The organism is Streptosporangium sp. NPDC002721 (genome assembly GCF_042888905.1).
In the GTDB taxonomy this organism is placed as follows: Bacteria; Actinomycetota; Actinomycetes; order Streptosporangiales; family Streptosporangiaceae; genus Streptosporangium.
This window is the reverse complement of the sequence record NZ_JBIAQI010000014.1, coordinates 1-18,968: the sequence shown is the minus strand read 5'-3', so window position 1 is coordinate 18,968 and position 18,968 is coordinate 1. Positions and strand designations below refer to the sequence as shown.

Genomic DNA, 18,968 nt, shown 5'->3' with positions numbered 1-18,968 from the left:
TACCCGAGATCTGTAACTGTCCGAGAGCTGTAACTGTCCGAGAGCTGTAACTGTCCGAAAACTGTGACTACTCGACCATCCAGTGGAGCGCGTAGTAGGACAGCGCGGCGACGAGCGCGGCGGCCGGGATCGTGAGGATCCAGGCGGTCACGATGTTTCCCGCGACGCCCCAGCGCACGGCCGACAGGCGCTTGGTGGCGCCGACGCCCATGATCGCGCTGGTGATCGTGTGGGTGGTCGAGATCGGGGCGCCGAAGCCGATGGCCGCCGTGTAGAGCACGGTGGCCGCGGCCGTCTCCGCGGCGAATCCCTGCGGGGGGTCGAGAGCGATGATCCGCCGCCCGAGCGTCCGCATGATCCGCCAGCCGCCCGCGTACGTGCCGAGCGAGATGGCCGTGGCGGCGGCGAGGATGACCCACTGGGGGATCGGGTCGCCGTCGTTCTGGTAGCCGCCGACCACGAGGGCCAGGAAGATGACCCCCATGGTCTTCTGCGCGTCCTGGAGACCGTGGCCCAGGGCCATCGCCGCCGCGGACACGGTCTGCGCGTGACGGAAGCCCCGGTTGGTCCTCGTGGGCTGGGATCGCCGGAACCCCCACAGGATCCCGATCATGATGAGCCCGGCGAGGCTGAAGCCGATCAGCGGAGACAGGATCATCGGAATGACGACCTTCTCCATCACACCGTCCCAGTGGACGGTGCTCGCCGAGGCGAGCGCGGAGCCGACCAGGCCGCCGATCAGCGCGTGACTGCTCGAGGAGGGAAGGCCGAAGTACCACGTGACGAGGTTCCAGGTGATCGCGCCGACCAGACCTGAGCCGACGATGACGAGACCGTGGCTTCCCTGCGGGGCGTCGATGATGCCTTTGCCGACGGTCGCCGCCACCTGCGTACCGAGATGCGCACCCAGGAAGTTCATGGCCGCGGCCATGAACAGGGCGGCCCTCGGCGTCAGCGCGCGCGTCGAGACGGAGGTCGCGATCGCGTTCGCGGCGTCGTGGAAGCCGTTGGTGTAGTCGAACACCAACGCCACGACCACCACGCCGATGACGAGTGCGAGCGTGAGGTCCACTTAGCTTTCCTTGACCGCGATCGACTCGATCGTGTTGGCCACGTGCTCGAAGGCGTCGGCGGCCATCTCGAGCTGATCGATGACCTCCTTCATCTTGAGGACGGTCAACGCGTCGTACTCCCCGCCGAAGAGCTTGGCGAGAAGGCGGCGGTAGACCTGGTCGGCCTGGTTCTCCAGCCGGTTGATCTCGATCCAGTACTCGTTGAGGTTCTTCATCGAGCGCAGCCTCGGCATGGCCTCGGCGGTGAGCTCGGCGGCACGCTCCAGGACCTCGACCTGCCGGACGACCTCCTTGGGGAGGTGGTCGATCTGGTACAGGACGATGAGGTCGGCGGCCGCCTCCATGTAGTCCATCACGTCGTCGAGGTTCGAGGCGAGACGGTAGATGTCCTCGCGGTCGAAGGGGGTGATGAAGCTCTCGTTGAGCCGGTTCATGATCGCATGAGTGCGCTCGTCGCCGGCGTGCTCACATGCGCGCATCTTCTCGGCCAGGGCTTCCCGGTCCGATCCGTCACTAATGATCTCTACCAGCAGACGGGACGCTGTGACGAGGTTGTTCGCCGAGTCGGCGAACAAGTCGTAGTAGCTGTCCTCACTAGGTGTGAGACGCAGGCGCACGTCGTTCTCCAGATGTGCGGGGATGGTCCGCAGAGAAGGGTACGGGTTACCAGCGGAAATGCGAACTTCACCCGCCAGACACACACTCTTCGTGATGTCGTTACCCGGCGGGTACCCGGCGACACACAGCTTGAGGCAGTCTTGCGGGCATCTTTCCGGTGACCGTTTTTGCTAGTTTTCGGCCACATTATGCCGAAGGCAGGTCACGTATGGGACTCTCTCCCCCGGATCGTCGTCCGGTTGGTCGCCCACACTCCCCTCCGAAGCCCCCGCTTCCACGGCGTTTCCCCGAGATCTACCAAGGTCGGACAGACCGGTAGCTCTCGCGAGCAATCAGGGTGATTTCCATCACGGCTCCCCACTAAACCGGGTCCGGGATCTTCGCTACGGTCCGTACACGGCCGGGATCGTGGAGATCAGATGGGGGTCCGGTGGAAGTTGAGGTACGACCGGCTCGGCGTCGGCCCCCGCTGCCCCTGGTAGCGCGATCCGTACTTCTCCGAGCCGTAGGGGTGCTCCGCCGGGGAACTGAGCCTGAACATGCACAGCTGACCGATCTTCATGCCGGGCCACAGCTTGATCGGCAGCGTCGCGACATTGGAGAGCTCCAGCGTGACGTGCCCGCTGAACCCCGGGTCGATGAACCCGGCCGTCGAGTGCGTCAGCAGCCCGAGCCTGCCCAGCGAGCTCTTGCCCTCCAGCCGCGAGGCGATGTCGTCCGGCAACGTGACGACCTCGTACGTGCTCGCCAGCACGAACTCCCCCGGATGCAGGATGAACGGCTCCCCCTTGTCCGGCTCGACCATCCGCGTCAGATCGGGCTGCTCGACCGCCGGATCGATGTGGGGGTAGCGGTGGTTCTCGAAGACTCTGAAGTAGCGGTCCAGGCGTACGTCAACGCTGGACGGCTGGATCATCTCCGGCTGGAAGGGATCGATCCTGACCCTTCCAGCCTCGATCTCAGCGGCGATGTCACGATCGGAAAGCAGCACGTGTGGAACCTACCAACGCCGGGGCCGTGAATCCCGCTCCCCCGAGCGCCGTACGAATCTTGCTCCCGGGAGGACGAGACTCGCTCAACTTTCCGCTAGAGTAGTGACGCGCGGCACGCCGCACGCGGGTGTAGTTCAATGGCAGAACATCAGCTTCCCAAGCTGACAGCGCGGGTTCGATTCCCGTCACCCGCTCCAAGAGCGAAGGCCCAGGTCAGGGATGGATTCCCGACCAGAGCCTTGTTTGTTTCTAATGCTATTTGATCTTCGCGTGCCATTAGCGTGCCATTAGCTCTCGATCAGCGCATTGGGATCAGCTTCCCCGACGAGCCGTCCTCCTCGTCGTCGCGCCCACTGATCTGCCGGTCGATCGCGTCCGTGATCGTTCTGTCGGCACCCCGCACAGCATGCTGATAGATCATCGCGGCGCGCACGTTGTCGTGACCCATACGGGCCATCAGATCCTTGAGCCCCGCGCCGGACTCTGCGGCGAGCATGTTGCCCGTGTGACGGAGATCATGGAGGTGGAGGCCGGGAAGACCCATCTCCCTGACCACATCCACCCAGCGCGTGCGGGTGTTGAACCCGCTGCGCCGGAGCGGGCCGCCCTTGGCGCCGGGGAAGACGAGCGCGCCGGGATCCTCCTGGACATAGGTGGCCAGGTGCTCCCGCAGCACCGAAATGACGCCCTGGGGGATACCGACCACGCGACGCCCGGCCTTGGATTTGGGCTGGCCGAGGACCAGCTCACCCGTGGAGCGCTCGACGAAGGCTGCCCGGATGCGCACCGTCCCCGCATCGAGGTCGATGTCACTGCGGCGGAGCGCACTCACCTCGCCCCATCGCAGACTGGCGAAAGTAGTCAAGAGCACCAGGGCGCGGAAACGCCGGTCATGGGTGCAGTCAGCCCGACCGTCCGTGCCCATCTTCCACAGCGCCCGTTCGGCGTCCGCCCGTGTTGTGAAGACCTCCGGATGGGTGCGCATCTCGCCGTGCCGCTGGAAGCGCAGCCGATAGGCGTTGTCCTTGAGCTTGCGGACGTTACCGACCGGACGACGGCCCACGAGGTCGGCCAGCTCGAAGACCTGGGCCACGGTGAGCACCGGGCGCTCCTGGGCGTGCTCGTCGCCGGCCCCACGGATCCGGCACGGGTTACGCGAGATGATGTGATCCTCTTCGGCCGCCGTCATCAACACGGCCCGCAACAGGCGATACGCCTTGGCCGCCATGCTGACCGAGACCCCGTTGCCGAGCAGGTCGGCCCGCCACTGCCGAATCATCGCGGTGGAGAGCTTGCCGAGCTGGACCCCGCCCAAGTGCGAGGCGATGTGTTTCTTGAGCAGCCAGCGATAGAGGTCGACGGTGCGGGGGCGGAGGCCCGCGCGCTGGGAGATCCACGTCTCCGCGTAGTCCTGAAGCTTGATCTTCCCGCGATCCGGATCCGTCCACTCCCCCTTGATGATCTGAGCCTCAACGAGGGACAGTGCCCGTTCCGCGTCCCCCTTGCGGTCGTAGGTGTCCGAGCCGGTCCGCATACGCCCGTCCGGGCCGGGATAGCGGATCTGGAAACGTCCGGACGGGAGCTTGCGGACGTTGCCGAAACGTCGGTGACCGTCCTTGTTCGCCATCAGGCCGCCTTTCCGGTGACGTCGTGAGTCATCAGGGGCTCAACCGTCCCCGCGACGACGAAAGCGAGCAGTGCGGACTCTCGGATGCGGACGTGACGGCCGATCTTCACAAACTCGATCCGGCGTTCCGCGATCAGTCGGCGGATGAAACGCTCCGAGGTGTGAAGCAGTGCGGCGGCCTCGTGTGCCTTGAGTAGTTCGTCCAATGAATTTCTCCTGTCAGAGGTCAGGCGGCCAGTGAAGTCATCGAAAGATCTAGAACGGGTTGTCCGTCCGCTCTGGCCTGAAGTTCGATCAGGCGTGCGCGGGTGCGCTGTCGGTTGGCGACTTCGCGCAGCAGCCGTTTGGCCAGTGGGGTGCGGTTGGGGTCTTTGGAGGAGACCGGCCGCCAGATGTAGCGGTGCGGGTCGGTCACGGTGTCGTCGGGCAGGCCGAGCATGTCGAGCACCCAGGCCCGGCGGTCGGCCTTGTGTTCGCGCAGGGTCTTGTTCGACCACTTGCGCGAGACCAGCACGCGACGGCCCGCGTAGCCCAGGTGTTCGGCCTTGTGCGCCTTGCCCTTGCACCGGCCCGGCAGCATGCCCGCCTTGGCCCCCTTGGGCTGCACGCCGTACCGCAACCAGTTCGGGCACGTCGGTGAGCAGGGTTCGTAGCGCAGCGCCTCAACCATGCGGGTGGCGTGGTCACGTCGGGCCTGGTTGTCCTGATCGTCAGGGTCGAGGGGGTCGCCGAGGTTCTTGGTCAGGTACTTGGTGAGGTAGCCGATGCGCTTGTGAGCGTCCGGTGATCCGGCGACGAGGCCCTGAACATCGACCTGAGCACCGAAGCGCACCACGTGCAGCGGTTCGGCCGCCTCGTCGGCGTCGAGCTGGTCGAGAGCTTCGTCCCAGGTGGGCAGCAGTTCGCCCGTGGCGGGGTCGAGGTAGTCGCCGGCCTGTCCGTCCGGGTAGGTGGCGCCGTCGCCCAGGTCGGCCCGTTCCGCCCAGATGGGCAGGTGCTCCCCGTCGAAGCGGACCTCAGTGACCGATGGCCACCACACCTGGTGGTAGGTCGCGGCGGCGATCGCCTTGATTTCCGCGCGTGGCATGGTCCCGCGGATTGCCATGTGCAGGTGAGGGGCGAGCCTCTTCTGTGGTTCGACGGTGGCGAAGTACTGCACGTCGTAGCCCGCCACCCGGCGGAGGTTCTGCACGAAGCGGTCGACGAGTTTGGAGAAGTGCAGCGCGTCGCGGGCCGCGCGAGCGTAGTCGTAGATGCTGGGATCGACGGGCACGCCCAGGCCGGAGCGGATCTTTCCGTAGGAGGGCAGGGTGAGTGTGACGAACAGCGACGGCCGGTAGACCTTGCCATCGGGGGCGATGAAGGTCCGGCCGAGGGTGGTGTCTTGCTTGGCCCGCTTGGGCAGGTCCGGCGCATCCTGACGCCGCCTCGTCGAACGGGAACGCTTCGGGGTCGCCCGACCACCCAGGACATTGCCGCGCATTCCCGCGGCGTTGATCTCCGCGTCGATGCCCGCGATGGCTTCGTCCCAGTCGAGGGTGTCTTCCCCGTCGCGTTCGGCTTCGTCGCGCTTGGCTTGGACGTCGGCCCGGAACTCGATCAGCCATTGCTGGTCGTCGGTGGAGGGGTGAGGTTCGGCGACGGGTTCGGCCTCCAGGTGCCAGCCCTCGCGACACTGAGCCTTACGCAGCTGCTTGTTGCGCTGAGCACACGGCGGGCACTTGGCTTCCTGGGTGGCGCCGCAAGGAATGTTGAACGACTCGGTCATACCGGTGTGGGTGTCGAGGCGCCGCAACTCGATCGGGCGGATGCAAACGCCGTTGTTCTTGGCGACCTCCACCGCGACGTCCAGAGCGAAGGGCAGGGTGTCGCGAATGAGGCGGGGAAGAGTGCGGTCGGCGCCGTCCGGCGAGGAGGCGGGGGTCTCGGTCACATGCCCTCCTCTCGGACGAGCACGTCGGCGGTGAAGCGGTAGGAAGCGCTGTAGGGGTCACGGCGCAGCCGGATGTTCACCAGGTCGGACAGCACCAGCTCAAACCGCGCTGGGGAGTCGGACAGAGGGCTGAGGAGGCGAAAGGGGATGGTGTCGATCTCGACGAGGGTGCCCTGAATGATGATCTTCACTGGTTCACCTCCTCGGCGAAGTCGGCGACCATGGCGCGGATGTCAGCGTCGGAGACGTAGCCGGCACGGGCGCGGATCGGGTCGGGTGAGGTCTCCAGGCGGACGTAGCCGATGCCCGCGCCCTGCTCGGGGATGGGCGAGATGTGATCGGCCAGTGCTCCGCGGTCGCGTGCGCCGTCGCCGAGGACCATGTCCACCTGCTCGGACTCGTCCAGGCGGAGCGCGATCTTGTCGGGGAACAGGTTGCGGACGTTCATGACCTCCTTGCGCGGATCCTGGAGCGCGGCCAACACACCGAACCCGACCGCGCGGCCCTGGGTGGTGAGCGTCGCCAGCGCAGCGGAGATGCGCAGCTTGAGGCCCTTGTCGGATTGGTAGGCGGTCAGGAACGCCACCTCGTCGACCACCACCAGGACGAACGGATCCTCAACGGTGGGGGTGTGGGAGCGCTGGAGGCCGGCGAATCGATCGGCCCGCTCCTGCATGACCGTCACCGCCGCTTCCAGCAGATCAGCACAGGCCGCCGGACTCGCGGCGTAGCGGTCGCCGAACAGGGCGCGTCCGAAGGACAGTTCCATCCGCTTGGGATCCAGCGCCCACACCTGGACCAGACCCGCCCGCACCGCAGGCAGGAGGCCACGGATGGTGGACCAGATGATGGAGCCCTTGCCCGCCCCGGTGGCGCCAGCTACCAGGACGTGCGTGCCGTGAATCTTGAGCCGCCACGGCGTGCCGTCCTCACATCGGCCGATCTCGACCGGCCCGACCGACGCCACCTCGGGGATGGGCAGGGCGGGTAAGGGGGTGGCCAGCGGGTCACGCCGGGGAAAGGCCAGCAGCAAACGGCCCGACCGGGCAACCGTCACCCGACACGAGGTGGCGCCGAATCCGTGGGCGAGGTGCTCGATGCGGTCGGTCCAGTCCTTGACCGACTGTCCGCTGATCATCTTCACCGTGACCAGGTCCGCCCACGAGGTGCAGGTGACGCGCACGATGCGAGGCAGGTAGTCCCGGCCGCGCAGGTTCCGGCCGAGACCGGAGACGATCATCACCGGTTGCCAGTGCCGCCGGTAGAGCCACACCAGCCGCCACCAGGCCAGCAGCCGCCAGCCCATCCAGCGGTTGAACGAGGACCGATCGAAGAACGGCCACGGCGCCAGCAGCGAGAGCGGAACGGCGACGACGACCAGGGCGAGGCGCCAGCCGTACAGGACGCCGAGCACCGCGGGAACGGCGAGCACAGTTACGGCGATCGGGTGACGCCAGACGAGTCGGACGAGTCCGGCCAGCAGCCGCCACAGGAAGATGGTGATGGTGAAGATGGCCGGGGTACGCACCACGGCCGGGCGGAACACCACGGCGGTGTCGGGGGTGGTGGTGACGAGGGTGCGTGCCTCGTCGCCGGGCAGTTTTTTGAACATTAGGCTTGAGCCCTCTCTTGATTTGCGTCTGGGGAGAACCGAGGGGCCGCCGGAAGTTGCACCTTCCAGCGGCCCCACTTCGTGTCAGGCTGCCTTGCCCTGCTCGGACTCGGCCTGGTGGGGGTTGGTGGACTGGTCGGTGTGCAGGCGCTCGCAGTCGGCCAGGTAGCGCGCGGCGGCATCGGCGATCTGTCGGGCGAGGGTCACGTCTCGCTCGGTGACCGGTCCGCCGCCGGTGGTGGAGATGACCACTTGTGCCTCACGGGAGGACAGGTGCAGGAACGGCCGTCCGCCATCGGTGCCCAGCACCGTGACCGACAGGTGCGGGGTGCGAAACGAGGTGTCGAGTCGGGTGCCGTCGTCGTCGAGGGTCACCGCGGCGCGGGTGTAGGGCAGGTGCTCTCTCACGCGGCCACGTCCTTACCGGCCGATGCCTTGGCCGAAGACACCGCGGTGCGGGGAGGACGCATCGACGTTGCGCGGATGGACCAGGCCAGGCGTCCGGTGTTCTGGTTGACGTAGGCGGTGGCGGTCATGCCGTCGAACTCCATCGGCACGAACGGCAGGCCCGGCAGCGCGGCCGGAACGGTCGGCTGGACCGGGGACAGGATCTTGACCGAGACCGTCTTCTGGCCGGCCTTCACGGTCGGGTCGGCGTCCATGACCGCGACCTGCCACACCAGCTCTCCGGTGTTCTTGTCCTTGGCGTAGACGGTGCGGCCCTTGGACGAGGCGTCGAAGTCCTTGACCTGCTCGACCTCGCCGACGATGAAGCAGCCGTGCGGGAAGACCTGCTCGAAGTGGACGGGGATGGGGCCTTGGATGGCCATAAAGCAACAGCTCCTCTTCTTGATTAGCCAGTCAGCTTGACTGACCAAGTTGCTTCTACATTAAGCACGAAGCCCGCTTGGTTAGTCAAGTGCACCAAGCGGGCTTCATGGGGAAAGTTGGATTACCGGATCGGGTAGGCGTCTTCCAGCTCGTGAAGATCGCCAGGAAGGACGGTCTCCACCACTACCCACGGCTTACCCGTCGCATCACAGGCGACGGCATACACGGCTAGCAGCGCGGCCGAGGCCTTCACGCCCAAGAGCTTGCGTTCCTCCGCCGTAGGGTTGCGCGCGGTGATGTGCTCGATGACGTGATCCAGGGAGACGCCGGCCGCGCTCTCCACATAGCGCCGGATGCCTTGGCGCAGATCGGCCGACTCCGCAAGGGCCGTGCCTTCGGCGACATCGGCCGGGACCCAGGTCGCGGAGATCTCGGTGGGTTCGCCGTCGCGCTCCACCAGGATCTTGCGCAGCACGACCGTGGATTTCTGCTCCAGGCCGAGGTAGGCGGCGATGCGGTTGGGAGCCTCCACCGGTCCGGCCGTCAGCAGCTTGCTCGCGGCCTGAGTTTCTGTCCGGTCGAGGAGCTCGCGGCCCGTGCGCGCCTTCTGGTCTTTGGGGATCGCTGGGCGACCGCGTACGAAACGGCCCTTGCCTTGTTGGGTGACGATCCATCCCTGATCGCGTAGGACGCCGAGAGCCTTGACCACGGTGGGTCGTGCCATGCCGAACTCCGCCATGAGCGTGTGTTCGCTGGGCAGCAGCGAGCCCGCCGCATACTCGCCGGAGTCGATGCGCCGTTCAAGCTCGGCGATCAACTGCGCGTATTTGGGAGGCGTGTACTCAAACGACATTAGAGCCTCACATTCAACATGCTTGTCTAGCCAAGCAGGCTATCAGCGCATGTCGATGATGCGAAGCCCTTCGATCGACAGGAAGTTCTCACCCCGTGACGCGACGACACGACCAACCGAAGCTCGCCGTGCCGCCGCGTCCGCCTATCGGGCCTCCCCGGAGAGCAACGCCCTCCATATATCGCTGGCCTGCCGGATCGGCCATCGATAGGTCTCGTGTACTTCCGATCTGCCTTTTCGCTGGAGTGTGCGCCGGATGAAGCCCTGTCCTCCGGCCTGGCACAACTCGTACAGCGTGGCCCGGCACCGGCAGGTCCAAGTGATCACCCGCAGGCGCACCGTCCCCCGGTCAGGGGGCAGCCAGACCAGCCGCGTGTAATCACGCTGCGGTGTGGACACGTGGGGACTCAGGCAGCCCGTCAGCTCGATCATTGCGGAGCACAACCGTTCGGGCCGGGAACCGGAACCGGCCCCCGCTCGCGAAGCTCAACGCAACGACTCGCCACCCGGCGCGCAGCCGTCACCGGATCCCCCGCAGGGCAGAAGGCGTAACGCCGAAGACGAGCCCGCCCCACCTCCTGTCCCGCCCACCAGCGGAACACCTGACCATCGGTCCACACAACCAACCCGAACCAGACCGACACCAGCGCCAGCCCGTACCCGTCATGAACATCCGAGGCAATGTTCAACGCGGCCAACTCATCACGCAGTCGCCGTGCCGCTTGTACCGGGGTGATCGCTTTCTGCCGGCTGATGGCCGGAATCTCGTTGCCGCTCATCAGGCCGCCACCTCGCCAGATCCCAGGCAGTCGAAGCACTTGATCCGGACCGGCTTTACCGCCTGGCCGTCCATGCGGCATTCGACATCGGCACGGCTCCGGCGAATCCACCGCCAGCCACGACCGCAGCAGGCCCCGCAATCCTCGCCCGTCGACTCATCCTCGGAAATCATGGATCAAGGTTCGTCACCTGGGGTTACCCAACCCATCCCGAGCCGGAATCCTTGCCCCGAATAGTCGATATCCCTTGACGGGATAACTCTCAGCGGCAAGCGTTGTATATCCGGAAGCCGAGGCCGCAAGGGAGACGCCACGCATGCCCGCAGATGCGACTAAACCAGTCGTTATCCTGCCGGAACTGTGGCAGCGCCCCGAAATGCTAACGGCCCTCCAAAACCGCAATATCGGCCAAGTATTTCAACTCATCCGCCAATACGCCGGGGTCAGTCAAACCCGCATCGGCACCGCCGTGAATCTCAGCCAAGGCAAGATCAGCGAGATCATGAAGGGAACCGTCAAGGTCACCGCCTTCGACGTCTTCGAACGCGTCGCCGATGGCCTAGACATGCCCAACCCCGCCCGCATGGCCCTGGGACTCGCCCCCACCCCCACCGCGCCATCTCGCGTGATCGACACCACCACTCATCCCGCCGCAGTCATCCCGTCTCGGGATGGAAGGCCAACAAGCTCTCTGCCTAACGTGGAAAGCGTTGTAGCCACCGGCCCGCGCCGACTCGACGACCCCTGGGACGTCGACCTTCCAACGCTGGCCTGGATCGTGGGAAGGCTGGACTCACACGTGGACCGTCGAACGATGCTCCTCCTCGCCGCCGGAATGACCGCCGAAGCCGCGGCCACCATCAGCGACCCCTGGGAGCGACTCTCCCGCGCCCTCACCGGACCCCAAGCGCTCGATGACGACACCATCGAACGTCTCGAAGCACGCACCATCGGCTTTCACCGCCTGGAGTACGTCCTCCCGGCCCGAGCCATCTACCAAGGGCTCACCACCCACATCAACGAACTCAGCACCCTGCTCCAAAGCGGCCCCTCCGACCGCTTCCGCCGCCGCCTGGCCGCCACCGCCGGCGAAGCCGCCACCCTCGCCTCCTGGATCGCCTGGGACCTCAAGCAGCCCGGACAGTCCTCCTCCTTCGAACGCGTCTCAGCCCTGGCCGCAAAAGAGAGCGGGCACCAGATCATCCAAGCGTGCACCCACGCCTACAAGTCGTACGCCGTCGAAGGCCGCGCCGCCTACGAGGCCGTACGCCAAGCCCAGCAGTTCCTCCCCGCCCAGGGAGACGACGCCACCCGCGCCTGGCTGCTCAGCCGAGAAGCCGAAGAACTGGCCGCCCTCGGGGACCGCCGCGCCATCGAGGTGATGCACCAGGCCGAAGAGGCATACGGCCGAGCCCGCCCCCACCGCGAACGCGCCTGGACCCGCTTCCTAGACCCCGGCCGGATGGCCGCCTTCCAGCTCTCCACCTATGTACGACTCGGCGACGAACACCACGTCATCGAAGCCGGCCAGACCGCCCTGTCGGCCGTCGCTCAGGAAAGCGACCACAAGAAGGCCGCGATCGTCTACGCCGACATCGCCCAGGCCCAACTCCAGATCGGCGACATTGCCGAAGGAATCACCTACGCCCGCCGCGCCCTGGAATCCGCCCAGCGCAGCGAATCCACCTGGGGGATCGAGCACCTCGCCACCGTGGAGAAGGCCCTGGCACCGCACACCGACCAGGCTGTCCGCGAGCTGCTCGGCGACATCGCCGCTACCCGCCGGAACGCGGGGCCGTCTCCCGCCTGATCCACTCCAGATAGTCAGCAGTGCCGGCTACGAGGGCGCTGGCGATGATCTGCGGAACCTCGTAGGAGTGCAGCTCCCGCACACACCGAGCCAGATCCTCGAATCGCCCGGTGGTCGTCGTCATCAGCAACAACCACTCGTGGGAGCGCTGGATCTCCCCGGCCCACCAGTAGGTCGACTCGACCAGCGCAACGATCTGAGCCCCCGCGGCCAGCCGACGCTCCACCACTGCCGAACAAATCCGATCCGCCTCATCACGGCTGCCGGCAGTGACGCGAACCTCGATGCAATCCGCACTGTTTTGGATCATGCCAACACACTGCCGAATTGTTCTCATAGGTATCAAGCGGCGGCGCGCCGCGCCGCCGTACCCGGCCCTCTGCCGCCCGCCGACCGGGCGTGCGGCGTGGGCGCCGGTCCCGGCCGGCGGCGACCCGGGCCGTCCACCGACCCGCGCACCCGTCGTACCCAAGGCACTCGCCGACCACCGGCCCGCCGCCGCTGTGTTGAGGAATCGGCTATTCAAAGGTGCGGCTCAGAGACAGTTAAGGCAGCCTTGGTCGCGTAGCAGCCGTCCGCACCGGCCCGAGAGGCGGCCATCCAATGGCAAAAAGTGGTCTGACTTTTCAGTGCTGGCGCGACCAGGGTCGTGTCACCCTCGCGGACCTTCTTACATCTCTGGATTCGATAACCGAGGGCTACCGGTGGCGGCTGGTGATAGACGAACTCCTCAGCCCCCGCTATCAGGAGATCGCCGAAGCTGCCAAAGGCAGTCTCATGGGAACTGAGCAACTTGTCACGATGTTCGGAAACGATGCTCAGCTCATTGACGGTGAGCTGACCGCTCACGATGCGGACGGGGCGATCGTCGATCTGACGATACGCGCCCTGGACAGCACGTGGTGGGACGTGGAGACAACCATGCAGGAGGTTTTAGACAAGATCTTGCTGCTCTATCCCGACGCGAAGGTACTGCCCTGGCGATCGCCTGATGAGGGCTGATCCCCGTCTTGACGATCTCCTCTAGTGCGTCGGCGATGGCCCGATCCCGATCCTTGGCAGTATGCAGATCGAGCGGCGGCGCGCCGCGCCATCCACAGCATCAGCCATCTCCCAGCCGTACTCGTTCCATGACATCGATCACGTAGTGCACGACATCATCGACACGATTCGTACCGCCGAAGATCATGGGGTCGACACCCAACGTGGGATCAAACCGCGCCGCGTGGATTACGACCGGCAGGTTGATACCTCTCGCACGGAAGGTGTGGAGCATCTTGATCCCAGCCTGACCATCCATCCCTCTATGGATGTCGCTGATCACGAGGTCGTACGCATTCCGGTCGAGGTGCACCAAAGCCTCATCCGTTGAAGTGACCTCATCTACCACCATGCCCAACTGCCTGAACAGGGCGGTCAGATACGAATTACCTCCTGGGAGATCATCCACCCAAAGCATCCGGCCACCCTTGAGATACACGGCCGCATGGTCCAGCCTTCGGATAACCGCCTGACGATCTGCACGACTGACCAGCGGCTCTGCCTCCTCCTGACCGCTGCTTTCGACAGCCTTGGTCAGCAGTCGCTCAACCTCCGTGAACTCGACCTCGACAACACCTAACGCCCCGATCCTCGTCATTCGCGGTAGGGCCTCCTTGAGCGGTTTCCGTAAGCCCAAATACACCACGAATGCAAAAACCACCCAGAGTACAGCTGGAACCATGTCGATCAGCTTGCCCCACAACGCTTCAGACACAAGACCTCCGAAAACCCGACACCGTCCATCCCCTCCGAGGGATAGCACCCTAGATAGTGGACGTATTGAATAATGGGGATCCGTTACAGCACTGTGCCTCCGGCGGGGGGTACTCGGCTCCGGGATGATCGACGTTGCACCACGAGGGCCATAGGTGGTTGAGGTGGAAGCCGGATCTTCCCGCCTGCCGCGTCCCAGGCAAGCCCAACATCTCGACTCCTCCGGATCAAGGCCGTCTGTGACCGTTGGCATCCCATGGCCGAGGAACGTCTACCGGCCGGCGTACACGCGAAGACGGCCTTGATCCTCCGTCCCCGAGCTGTTGCCCCTCCGGGGTGGGACGAGGCAGACGGGAAGATCAGGCGGGCGAGGTATATGCGTCCGCACGGGGTTCTCAGGCCGTACCATTCGCGTGCCAGTAAGGCCGGGGAACAAGGGGAAATCAGGGGGACTCACGGACAGGGTGAGACCGTCTCTGACCAGCGCCGCAGCAGCTCAGAGGGTCGCGTACCGAGATCTTGTAAAAAAGAGTACGGCTGTCATGGACAAGGTCTATAGCTTCGGAATTACAAACACAGGAAGCTCTCAGCCAGAGCTTTCGTGCGGTACATCCGGCCCCCGTTGCTGCCGTCCGGGTGTGCGGCATGGGCGCCGATTCCGGAGAGCCAGCGGCCTCGGCCACCGACCGGCGCACTCGTCGTTGCCGTGCCAGCACTGAGCCCACACCGCCTGGCAGCGTCAATCACAGGTTCTCTAGCTGGTGGTTCTTCGGCCAAGCGGGCACCTCTGAGAGCTAGGTAGATCTGGACATTTACTGCGGCTTCGAGGATCGACTGACCTTTCGCCTTCTGAAGGTGACGTATGGCCGCTGGGTAGGCACTTCCTATAAAGGACATGCCATATTCAGTGTCCGCAAATGAAAATATGGTAAGACTGATGCAGAAGTGCCGCCCCTGTGATATCTGTCGGATCTACGATCTAGGGCGATGATGCTCATGCTTCCAAGCAAATCTACAGTAGTGACATTTCTGAGTTCACATATGTGGCAACCAGTGGGTGCCCTGATAGGAACACTGAGCCTGATAGCCACACTCTTGATCTCCTGTGGCGGTAATGACGCTGATCCGGCTTCGAAAATACCGAGCGGAGACAACAATAATTGCCAGGTTGGCGGCAATGCCGGATACGTGAATTGCCCGGTTCAGCAATTGCCTCCAACTCCGACAGCGGCAATCACGAGTGGGCCGTCTCTGACCCTATCGTCGTTCGTGCAGCCGGTGAGCGTCACGTCCAAGTACACCAATGGGCCAAGCGCATTCTTTGAAAAGCCATTGATTCTCTCGGATACAGAGTTGGCTTCGATAAACAACGGTAGTCTTAACTCTTGGTTGGAAGATAGGCCCGACGCGGTGCATGTCGGTGGCAATAAAATAAAGCTAACCCTCCAGGGGCGACGTCAAGTCAACATACTTGACGTGCGAGGACGTATCGTAAGTCGCAAGCCTTTGGCTGGAGGGACCTTTTTCCTTCCGGGATCGGCAGGAGAGGCTGACAACATTCCATTAATCATCGACTTCAGTGACTCATCACTTTCGGCTACGGCGCTCAATGAGGAATTACGGTACTATCGATATTTTGAAGAGAAAACAGTGACGCTGGCACCGGGCGAACAGGAAATATTCTTCATCGAATCCAAAAATGCCGACGAAGGATTCGAATACGAATGGCTTGTGGATGTGATCGCATTGGAGCCGGGCGGAAAAGCGGAAAAATACACTGTCGGCGATGGGGAACGGCCTTTTAGATTTGTTATTCCAGGGCGAACCGAAGTCCTCTATGGTCACTGTTTTTTAACGTGGAGTAATTTGCCACTCCACCCGCCTTGTGTCGGGAAGAAACCCGACTACTGGGTCCGCCTGGATCCAAATCGCTATCTCTAGCACTTTGGATCTTCAAGGTTCGGTAATCCGCTTTCCTGTATGTCTGTTTTTTCGTTATGTTCGCGAAGTACTCGTAGAACGGCTACTAGGAAGAGGGCGGCCGTTCCGTCGCAGCCGATGCATTCGCCTGTACGGTTAAGACGGCCGATGGTCTGCCCTTGCTCGTGTTGATGAATTCGTGCGATTCGGCGAAGCTTGAAAACCTATCGGTGACACTCTGGTCATCCCTAGCTGGACAGACTTCCAGCTCAACAAACCATAGCCCACCTAATTGCAGTTTTAGTTGCAATTCAGCTCCATGCAATTGCATTCCGGGCAGAGCGGTAAGCTCAGTTGGTCCACGTTGAACCAATCAGGACGGGAAAGATCAGAACTGCTAATGCGGTTTAGGTTTGGCGTTATGCCGTGCCCGTTGCGTGCTCATCAGGAGGGTAAACAAGGGGGACTTACGGACACAGCGCGACCGCCGCTGACCTAGGAAGTAGCAGGTCCGAGAGTCACGTGCCGAGGTCTTCCGAACTGGCTCTTCCAATCATCGAAAAATCGAAAGCCCGCCGCCCGGCAGGCAGACGAAGAGCAAACCGTCAGGGCCGCAGGTGCTCCACGCCTCGTAGTGGGAATCGGGCTTCACGGTCAGGTGTGTCCCGGTGTCGAAGACCAGCCGCAGCGCACCGGACTTGAAGGCGACCGACGACACGATTGTCGCGCCGAAGAGCGCCAGGGCCGGCGCGACCTCCTGGCGTTCAGGGGCCAGCTGGACCGGCTTCGCGTCGGGAGCGCTCAGCGGGCCGCTGGTGAGGGTCGCCGTGGTCTCGATGTTCACGTGGGCGTCACCGTCGAGGAGCAACGTCAACTGATAGCTCACCCGGACCTGGACTACCTGCATACCGCGATAGGGCAGAAGCCAACGATCCTCTAGCTCAGCCAGATCTGCCGGTGTGGTCACAGTGCCGTCTGAGCGCATAATCGCCTCCCGGATCAGCGGGTCAGCAGCCGCATGATCATCCTTCCTCCGGTGGTTCACCGAGATCACCATCCGAAGCGTCTCGTCACCATGTGGAAGCACGTAGGAGAGGACCTTGTACTCCTGGCCGTCCTCGCCGGTGACGTTCTCCCAGTCCTTGTCACCGTTCTCTTCCATCCCGGCAAGCTCGTCGTAGCGCGCGACACGTCGCCATCGGTCCAGGTACTCCTCCGCGATCCCCGCCGCGACCTTCTCGTTCAGCTTCACCGGATCATCCTGCCGCTCGTGCCATTAGCGTGCCATTAGACAGGGTGACGAGGGGTCAACCACGGTCACTCACGGCCGGCCGAATGCCCAGCTCAGCGCCCCTACAAGCCGTGATCCATACACTTCCCAAGCTGACAGCGCGGGTTCGATTCCCGTCACCCGCTCCACTCACAAAGGCCCAGGTCAGGACGTAAATCCAGACCGGGGCCTTAGTTGTTTCCGGAGCGCTTTCGATCTTCCGTGCCCGTTACGTGCCCGATGCCGGTGGATCTTCTTTCTTGAGAGCGGCCTCGGCGAGCTTCCCCATGCCGTCGGCGATCATCTGATCCCGCCCGTTCTCGGTGTGCAGATAGATCAGCGCGGCCCGCGTGGTCGAGTGCCCCATCCGGTTCATCAGCTCCCGCAGCGTCGCACCCGACTGCGAGGCGAACGTGTTGCCCGTATGGCGAAGGTCGTGGAAGTGGACGCCGGAGAGGTTCGCCTCCTTCAGCGCCTTGGCCCAGATCCGGCTGAAGGCCGGCCGCCGCAGCATCGCGCCCTTCGCGCCGAGGAAGACGAATGCCTCGTCATGCTCATCGGTGTACGTGTCGAGGTGCGTGCGAAGCTCCGAGACCACCAGCTCGGGAAGAGCGACCGTCCGCGTACCGGCCACGGACTTGGGCAGGCCGACGGTCACCGACCCGTCCTTGAGTTCGGTGGTGGAGGCCACGACCCGAACCGTGCGGGCATCCAGGTTGAGGCTCTTGCGCCGGAGCGCCGCCAGCTCACCCCACCGCAGACTGCCGAACGTCGCCAGGAGCACCAGCGCCCGGAACCGTGGTTCGATCGCACCGGCCAGCGTGAAGACCTGTTCCATGGTGAGCGTCGGACGCTCGGGCGACTCCTCCTTACCGCCGCTCTTGATCTGGCACGGGTTGGACTTGATCATCTTGTCCTCCACGGCCGTGTTCATGATCGCCTTGAGCAGCCGGTACGCCTTGGCGACGGTGACCGGCCCGACTCCTCCGTCCAGGAGCGTCTTGCGCCACTTGCGCACGTGAGCCGCCTTGATCTCACTCACGGCCAGGTTGCCGAACGTCGGGACCAGGTGCAGGCGGAGCAGGCCCTCGTAGAGCTGGACCGTTTTGGGCCGCAGGCCGGGGCGCTCGTTCACCCAGTCGGAGCCGTACTTGCCGAGGTCCGGATTGCTCCAGTCCTCCACGAGGATCTCGGCCTCCTTCTTGGTCAGCCAGACCTCCGCGTCGCGCTTGGTCGCGAAGGTCTCCGGGGCCGCCCGATCGATGTCATCCGGTCCCCGGTAGCGAGCTTGGAACCGACCGGAGGGCAGTTGCCGAACGCGCCCGAAGCGCCTCTTGACCGGCTTGCCCTTGGCGGAGTTCCGGGGCTCTTCCTCAGGGGTGGCGAGTGTGGTCCTGGCCATTACGCGGCCCTCCTGCGTCGTGTGGTGGTGATCGGTTCGACCAGCCCGGCGGCGATGAACGCCTCAAGAGCCGCTTCGGGGATGCGGACGTTGCGTCCGACGTGGATGAAGGCGATCCGCCGTTCCTCGATCAGGCGGCGGGGGAAGCGGACCGAGGTGTTGAGCCGTTCGGCCGCCTCTTCGACGGTGAGCAACCGGCCTTGTGCGAGTTCCGGGAGAGGAGAGGTGGGCTCTTGCCTGGTCTTCCTGGTCATGCCGCCACCTCCAGTCCCGTAGTTGCCGAAAGATCTGGAACAGGTAGGCCGTCCGCTCTGGCCTGGAGTTCGATCAGGCGTGCGCGGGTGCGCTGGCGGTTGGCGACCTCGCGCAGCAGCCGTTTGGCCAGCGGGGTGCGGTTGGGACGTTCCCCCTTGAATGTGGACACCTTAGAGACTGGATCTTGAGGTCCAGGGGAAGAGATGTCCCTGATGGTGATGAAGAACTACCCGCCCGA

At 64.3% G+C, this 18,968-nt stretch carries 21 protein-coding genes and 1 tRNA gene; 4 read left to right on the top strand and 18 right to left on the bottom strand.

Annotated features, from left to right (window positions below; translation table 11 throughout):
- Window positions 1-67: 67 nt before the first annotated feature.
- From ACFYWM_RS20920 to dcd, 3 genes are all read right to left on the bottom strand, one after another.
- Window positions 68-1,072 carry an anion permease gene (locus tag ACFYWM_RS20920; protein WP_389917055.1) on the bottom strand — a complete coding sequence of 335 codons (1,005 nt, stop codon included), beginning with the start codon at window positions 1,070-1,072 and terminating at the stop codon, window positions 68-70.
- The gene (locus ACFYWM_RS20915; protein ID WP_030924556.1) at window positions 1,073-1,690 is read right to left on the bottom strand and encodes a DUF47 domain-containing protein; all 618 of its coding nucleotides are present in this window, start codon (window positions 1,688-1,690) and stop codon (window positions 1,073-1,075) included. It abuts the gene before it with no gap.
- A 416-nt stretch (window positions 1,691-2,106) separates the two neighbouring features.
- Entirely contained in the window at window positions 2,107-2,682 is a 576-nt protein-coding gene (gene dcd / locus ACFYWM_RS20910) for a dCTP deaminase (RefSeq protein ID WP_389917053.1), read from the bottom strand.
- Window positions 2,683-2,806: 124 nt separating this feature from the next.
- On the opposite strand from dcd, the gene ACFYWM_RS20905 reads away from it, so the two are divergent.
- Window positions 2,807-2,880, top strand: a tRNA-Gly gene (locus ACFYWM_RS20905).
- A gap of 101 nt (window positions 2,881-2,981) precedes the next feature.
- On the opposite strand, the gene ACFYWM_RS20900 is transcribed toward ACFYWM_RS20905, so the two are convergent.
- The 9 genes from ACFYWM_RS20900 to ACFYWM_RS20860 all read right to left on the bottom strand — a co-directional run bounded on the left by ACFYWM_RS20900 (window position 2,982) and on the right by ACFYWM_RS20860 (window position 10,318).
- A complete protein-coding gene (locus tag ACFYWM_RS20900; protein WP_389917051.1) occupies window positions 2,982-4,310 on the bottom strand; it encodes a tyrosine-type recombinase/integrase in 1,329 nt (442 codons plus the stop codon).
- Window positions 4,310-4,516, bottom strand: coding sequence for a helix-turn-helix domain-containing protein (locus ACFYWM_RS20895; protein ID WP_030924563.1), 207 nt, complete (start codon window positions 4,514-4,516; stop codon window positions 4,310-4,312). Before ACFYWM_RS20895 ends, ACFYWM_RS20900 begins: the two co-directional genes overlap by 1 nt.
- Window positions 4,517-4,536: 20 nt before the next feature.
- The gene (locus ACFYWM_RS20890) at window positions 4,537-6,243 is read right to left on the bottom strand and encodes a replication initiator (RefSeq protein WP_389917049.1); all 1,707 of its coding nucleotides are present in this window, start codon (window positions 6,241-6,243) and stop codon (window positions 4,537-4,539) included.
- Window positions 6,240-6,434 (bottom strand): hypothetical protein, encoded by a 195-nt coding sequence (locus ACFYWM_RS20885; RefSeq protein WP_389917047.1) that lies wholly within the window; start codon window positions 6,432-6,434, stop codon window positions 6,240-6,242. The genes ACFYWM_RS20890 and ACFYWM_RS20885 overlap by 4 nt, the downstream gene beginning before the upstream one ends.
- A complete protein-coding gene (locus ACFYWM_RS20880; protein ID WP_389917045.1) occupies window positions 6,431-7,855 on the bottom strand; it encodes an FtsK/SpoIIIE domain-containing protein in 1,425 nt (474 codons plus the stop codon). Before ACFYWM_RS20880 ends, ACFYWM_RS20885 begins: the two co-directional genes overlap by 4 nt.
- 84 nt (window positions 7,856-7,939) lie before the next feature.
- Window positions 7,940-8,263, bottom strand: coding sequence for a hypothetical protein (locus ACFYWM_RS20875; RefSeq protein ID WP_389917043.1), 324 nt, complete (start codon window positions 8,261-8,263; stop codon window positions 7,940-7,942).
- Window positions 8,260-8,685: a plasmid replication, integration and excision activator gene (locus ACFYWM_RS20870; RefSeq protein WP_389917041.1), complete on the bottom strand. Its 426-nt coding sequence runs from the start codon at window positions 8,683-8,685 to the stop codon at window positions 8,260-8,262. Before ACFYWM_RS20870 ends, ACFYWM_RS20875 begins: the two co-directional genes overlap by 4 nt.
- A 122-nt stretch (window positions 8,686-8,807) precedes the next feature.
- Window positions 8,808-9,539: a GntR family transcriptional regulator gene (locus ACFYWM_RS20865; protein WP_389917039.1), complete on the bottom strand. Its 732-nt coding sequence runs from the start codon at window positions 9,537-9,539 to the stop codon at window positions 8,808-8,810.
- 428 nt (window positions 9,540-9,967) lie between these two features.
- Window positions 9,968-10,318: a hypothetical protein gene (locus ACFYWM_RS20860; RefSeq protein WP_389917037.1), complete on the bottom strand. Its 351-nt coding sequence runs from the start codon at window positions 10,316-10,318 to the stop codon at window positions 9,968-9,970.
- Window positions 10,319-10,634: 316 nt separating this feature from the next.
- On the opposite strand from ACFYWM_RS20860, the gene ACFYWM_RS20855 reads away from it, so the two are divergent.
- On the top strand, window positions 10,635-12,128 hold the full coding sequence (locus tag ACFYWM_RS20855; RefSeq protein ID WP_389917035.1) for a helix-turn-helix domain-containing protein: 1,494 nt from the start codon (window positions 10,635-10,637) through the stop codon (window positions 12,126-12,128).
- Here the strand turns inward: ACFYWM_RS20855 and cutA are convergent.
- Window positions 12,094-12,354 (bottom strand): divalent-cation tolerance protein CutA, encoded by a 261-nt coding sequence (gene cutA, locus ACFYWM_RS20850; protein WP_389917033.1) that lies wholly within the window; start codon window positions 12,352-12,354, stop codon window positions 12,094-12,096. The genes ACFYWM_RS20855 and cutA overlap by 35 nt on opposite strands.
- Before the next feature lie 377 nt (window positions 12,355-12,731).
- On the opposite strand from cutA, the gene ACFYWM_RS20845 reads away from it, so the two are divergent.
- A complete protein-coding gene (locus ACFYWM_RS20845) occupies window positions 12,732-13,130 on the top strand; it encodes a hypothetical protein (protein ID WP_389917031.1) in 399 nt (132 codons plus the stop codon).
- Window positions 13,131-13,230: 100 nt separating this feature from the next.
- Here the strand turns inward: ACFYWM_RS20845 and ACFYWM_RS20840 are convergent, their stop codons facing one another.
- Entirely contained in the window at window positions 13,231-13,884 is a 654-nt protein-coding gene (locus ACFYWM_RS20840) for a response regulator (protein ID WP_389917029.1), read from the bottom strand.
- 986 nt (window positions 13,885-14,870) lie between these two features.
- Between ACFYWM_RS20840 and ACFYWM_RS20835 the strand changes: the two genes are divergently transcribed.
- Window positions 14,871-15,824 carry a hypothetical protein gene (locus tag ACFYWM_RS20835; RefSeq protein ID WP_389917027.1) on the top strand — a complete coding sequence of 318 codons (954 nt, stop codon included), beginning with the start codon at window positions 14,871-14,873 and terminating at the stop codon, window positions 15,822-15,824.
- Between the two features lie 532 nt (window positions 15,825-16,356).
- Here ACFYWM_RS20835 and ACFYWM_RS20830 read toward each other — a convergent pair.
- From ACFYWM_RS20830 to ACFYWM_RS20815, 4 genes are all read right to left on the bottom strand, one after another.
- A complete protein-coding gene (locus ACFYWM_RS20830; RefSeq protein WP_389917025.1) occupies window positions 16,357-17,055 on the bottom strand; it encodes a DUF6188 family protein in 699 nt (232 codons plus the stop codon).
- A 247-nt stretch (window positions 17,056-17,302) separates the two neighbouring features.
- The gene (locus ACFYWM_RS20825) at window positions 17,303-18,475 is read right to left on the bottom strand and encodes a tyrosine-type recombinase/integrase (protein WP_389917023.1); all 1,173 of its coding nucleotides are present in this window, start codon (window positions 18,473-18,475) and stop codon (window positions 17,303-17,305) included.
- Window positions 18,475-18,729: an excisionase family DNA-binding protein gene (locus ACFYWM_RS20820; RefSeq protein WP_362807591.1), complete on the bottom strand. Its 255-nt coding sequence runs from the start codon at window positions 18,727-18,729 to the stop codon at window positions 18,475-18,477. Before ACFYWM_RS20820 ends, ACFYWM_RS20825 begins: the two co-directional genes overlap by 1 nt.
- Complete coding sequence (locus ACFYWM_RS20815) at window positions 18,726-18,899, bottom strand: hypothetical protein (protein ID WP_389917020.1); 174 nt, start codon at window positions 18,897-18,899, stop codon at window positions 18,726-18,728. The genes ACFYWM_RS20820 and ACFYWM_RS20815 overlap by 4 nt, the downstream gene beginning before the upstream one ends.
- Window positions 18,900-18,968 lie beyond the last annotated feature (69 nt).

What these genes read in the sequence shown, in the direction of transcription:
- ACFYWM_RS20900 (WP_389917051.1), bottom strand. Translation starts at nt 4,310, where the DNA reads ATGGCGAACAAGGACGGTCACCGACGTTTCGGCAACGTCCGCAAGCTC.
- ACFYWM_RS20880 (WP_389917045.1), bottom strand. Translation starts at nt 7,855, where the DNA reads ATGTTCAAAAAACTGCCCGGCGACGAGGCACGCACCCTCGTCACCACC.
- ACFYWM_RS20870 (WP_389917041.1), bottom strand. Translation starts at nt 8,685, where the DNA reads ATGGCCATCCAAGGCCCCATCCCCGTCCACTTCGAGCAGGTCTTCCCG.
- ACFYWM_RS20865 (WP_389917039.1), bottom strand. Translation starts at nt 9,539, where the DNA reads ATGTCGTTTGAGTACACGCCTCCCAAATACGCGCAGTTGATCGCCGAG.
- ACFYWM_RS20860 (WP_389917037.1), bottom strand. Translation starts at nt 10,318, where the DNA reads ATGAGCGGCAACGAGATTCCGGCCATCAGCCGGCAGAAAGCGATCACC.
- ACFYWM_RS20855 (WP_389917035.1), top strand. Translation starts at nt 10,635, where the DNA reads ATGCCCGCAGATGCGACTAAACCAGTCGTTATCCTGCCGGAACTGTGG.
- ACFYWM_RS20845 (WP_389917031.1), top strand. Translation starts at nt 12,732, where the DNA reads ATGGCAAAAAGTGGTCTGACTTTTCAGTGCTGGCGCGACCAGGGTCGT.
- ACFYWM_RS20835 (WP_389917027.1), top strand. Translation starts at nt 14,871, where the DNA reads ATGATGCTCATGCTTCCAAGCAAATCTACAGTAGTGACATTTCTGAGT.
- ACFYWM_RS20825 (WP_389917023.1), bottom strand. Translation starts at nt 18,475, where the DNA reads ATGGCCAGGACCACACTCGCCACCCCTGAGGAAGAGCCCCGGAACTCC.
- ACFYWM_RS20820 (WP_362807591.1), bottom strand. Translation starts at nt 18,729, where the DNA reads ATGACCAGGAAGACCAGGCAAGAGCCCACCTCTCCTCTCCCGGAACTC.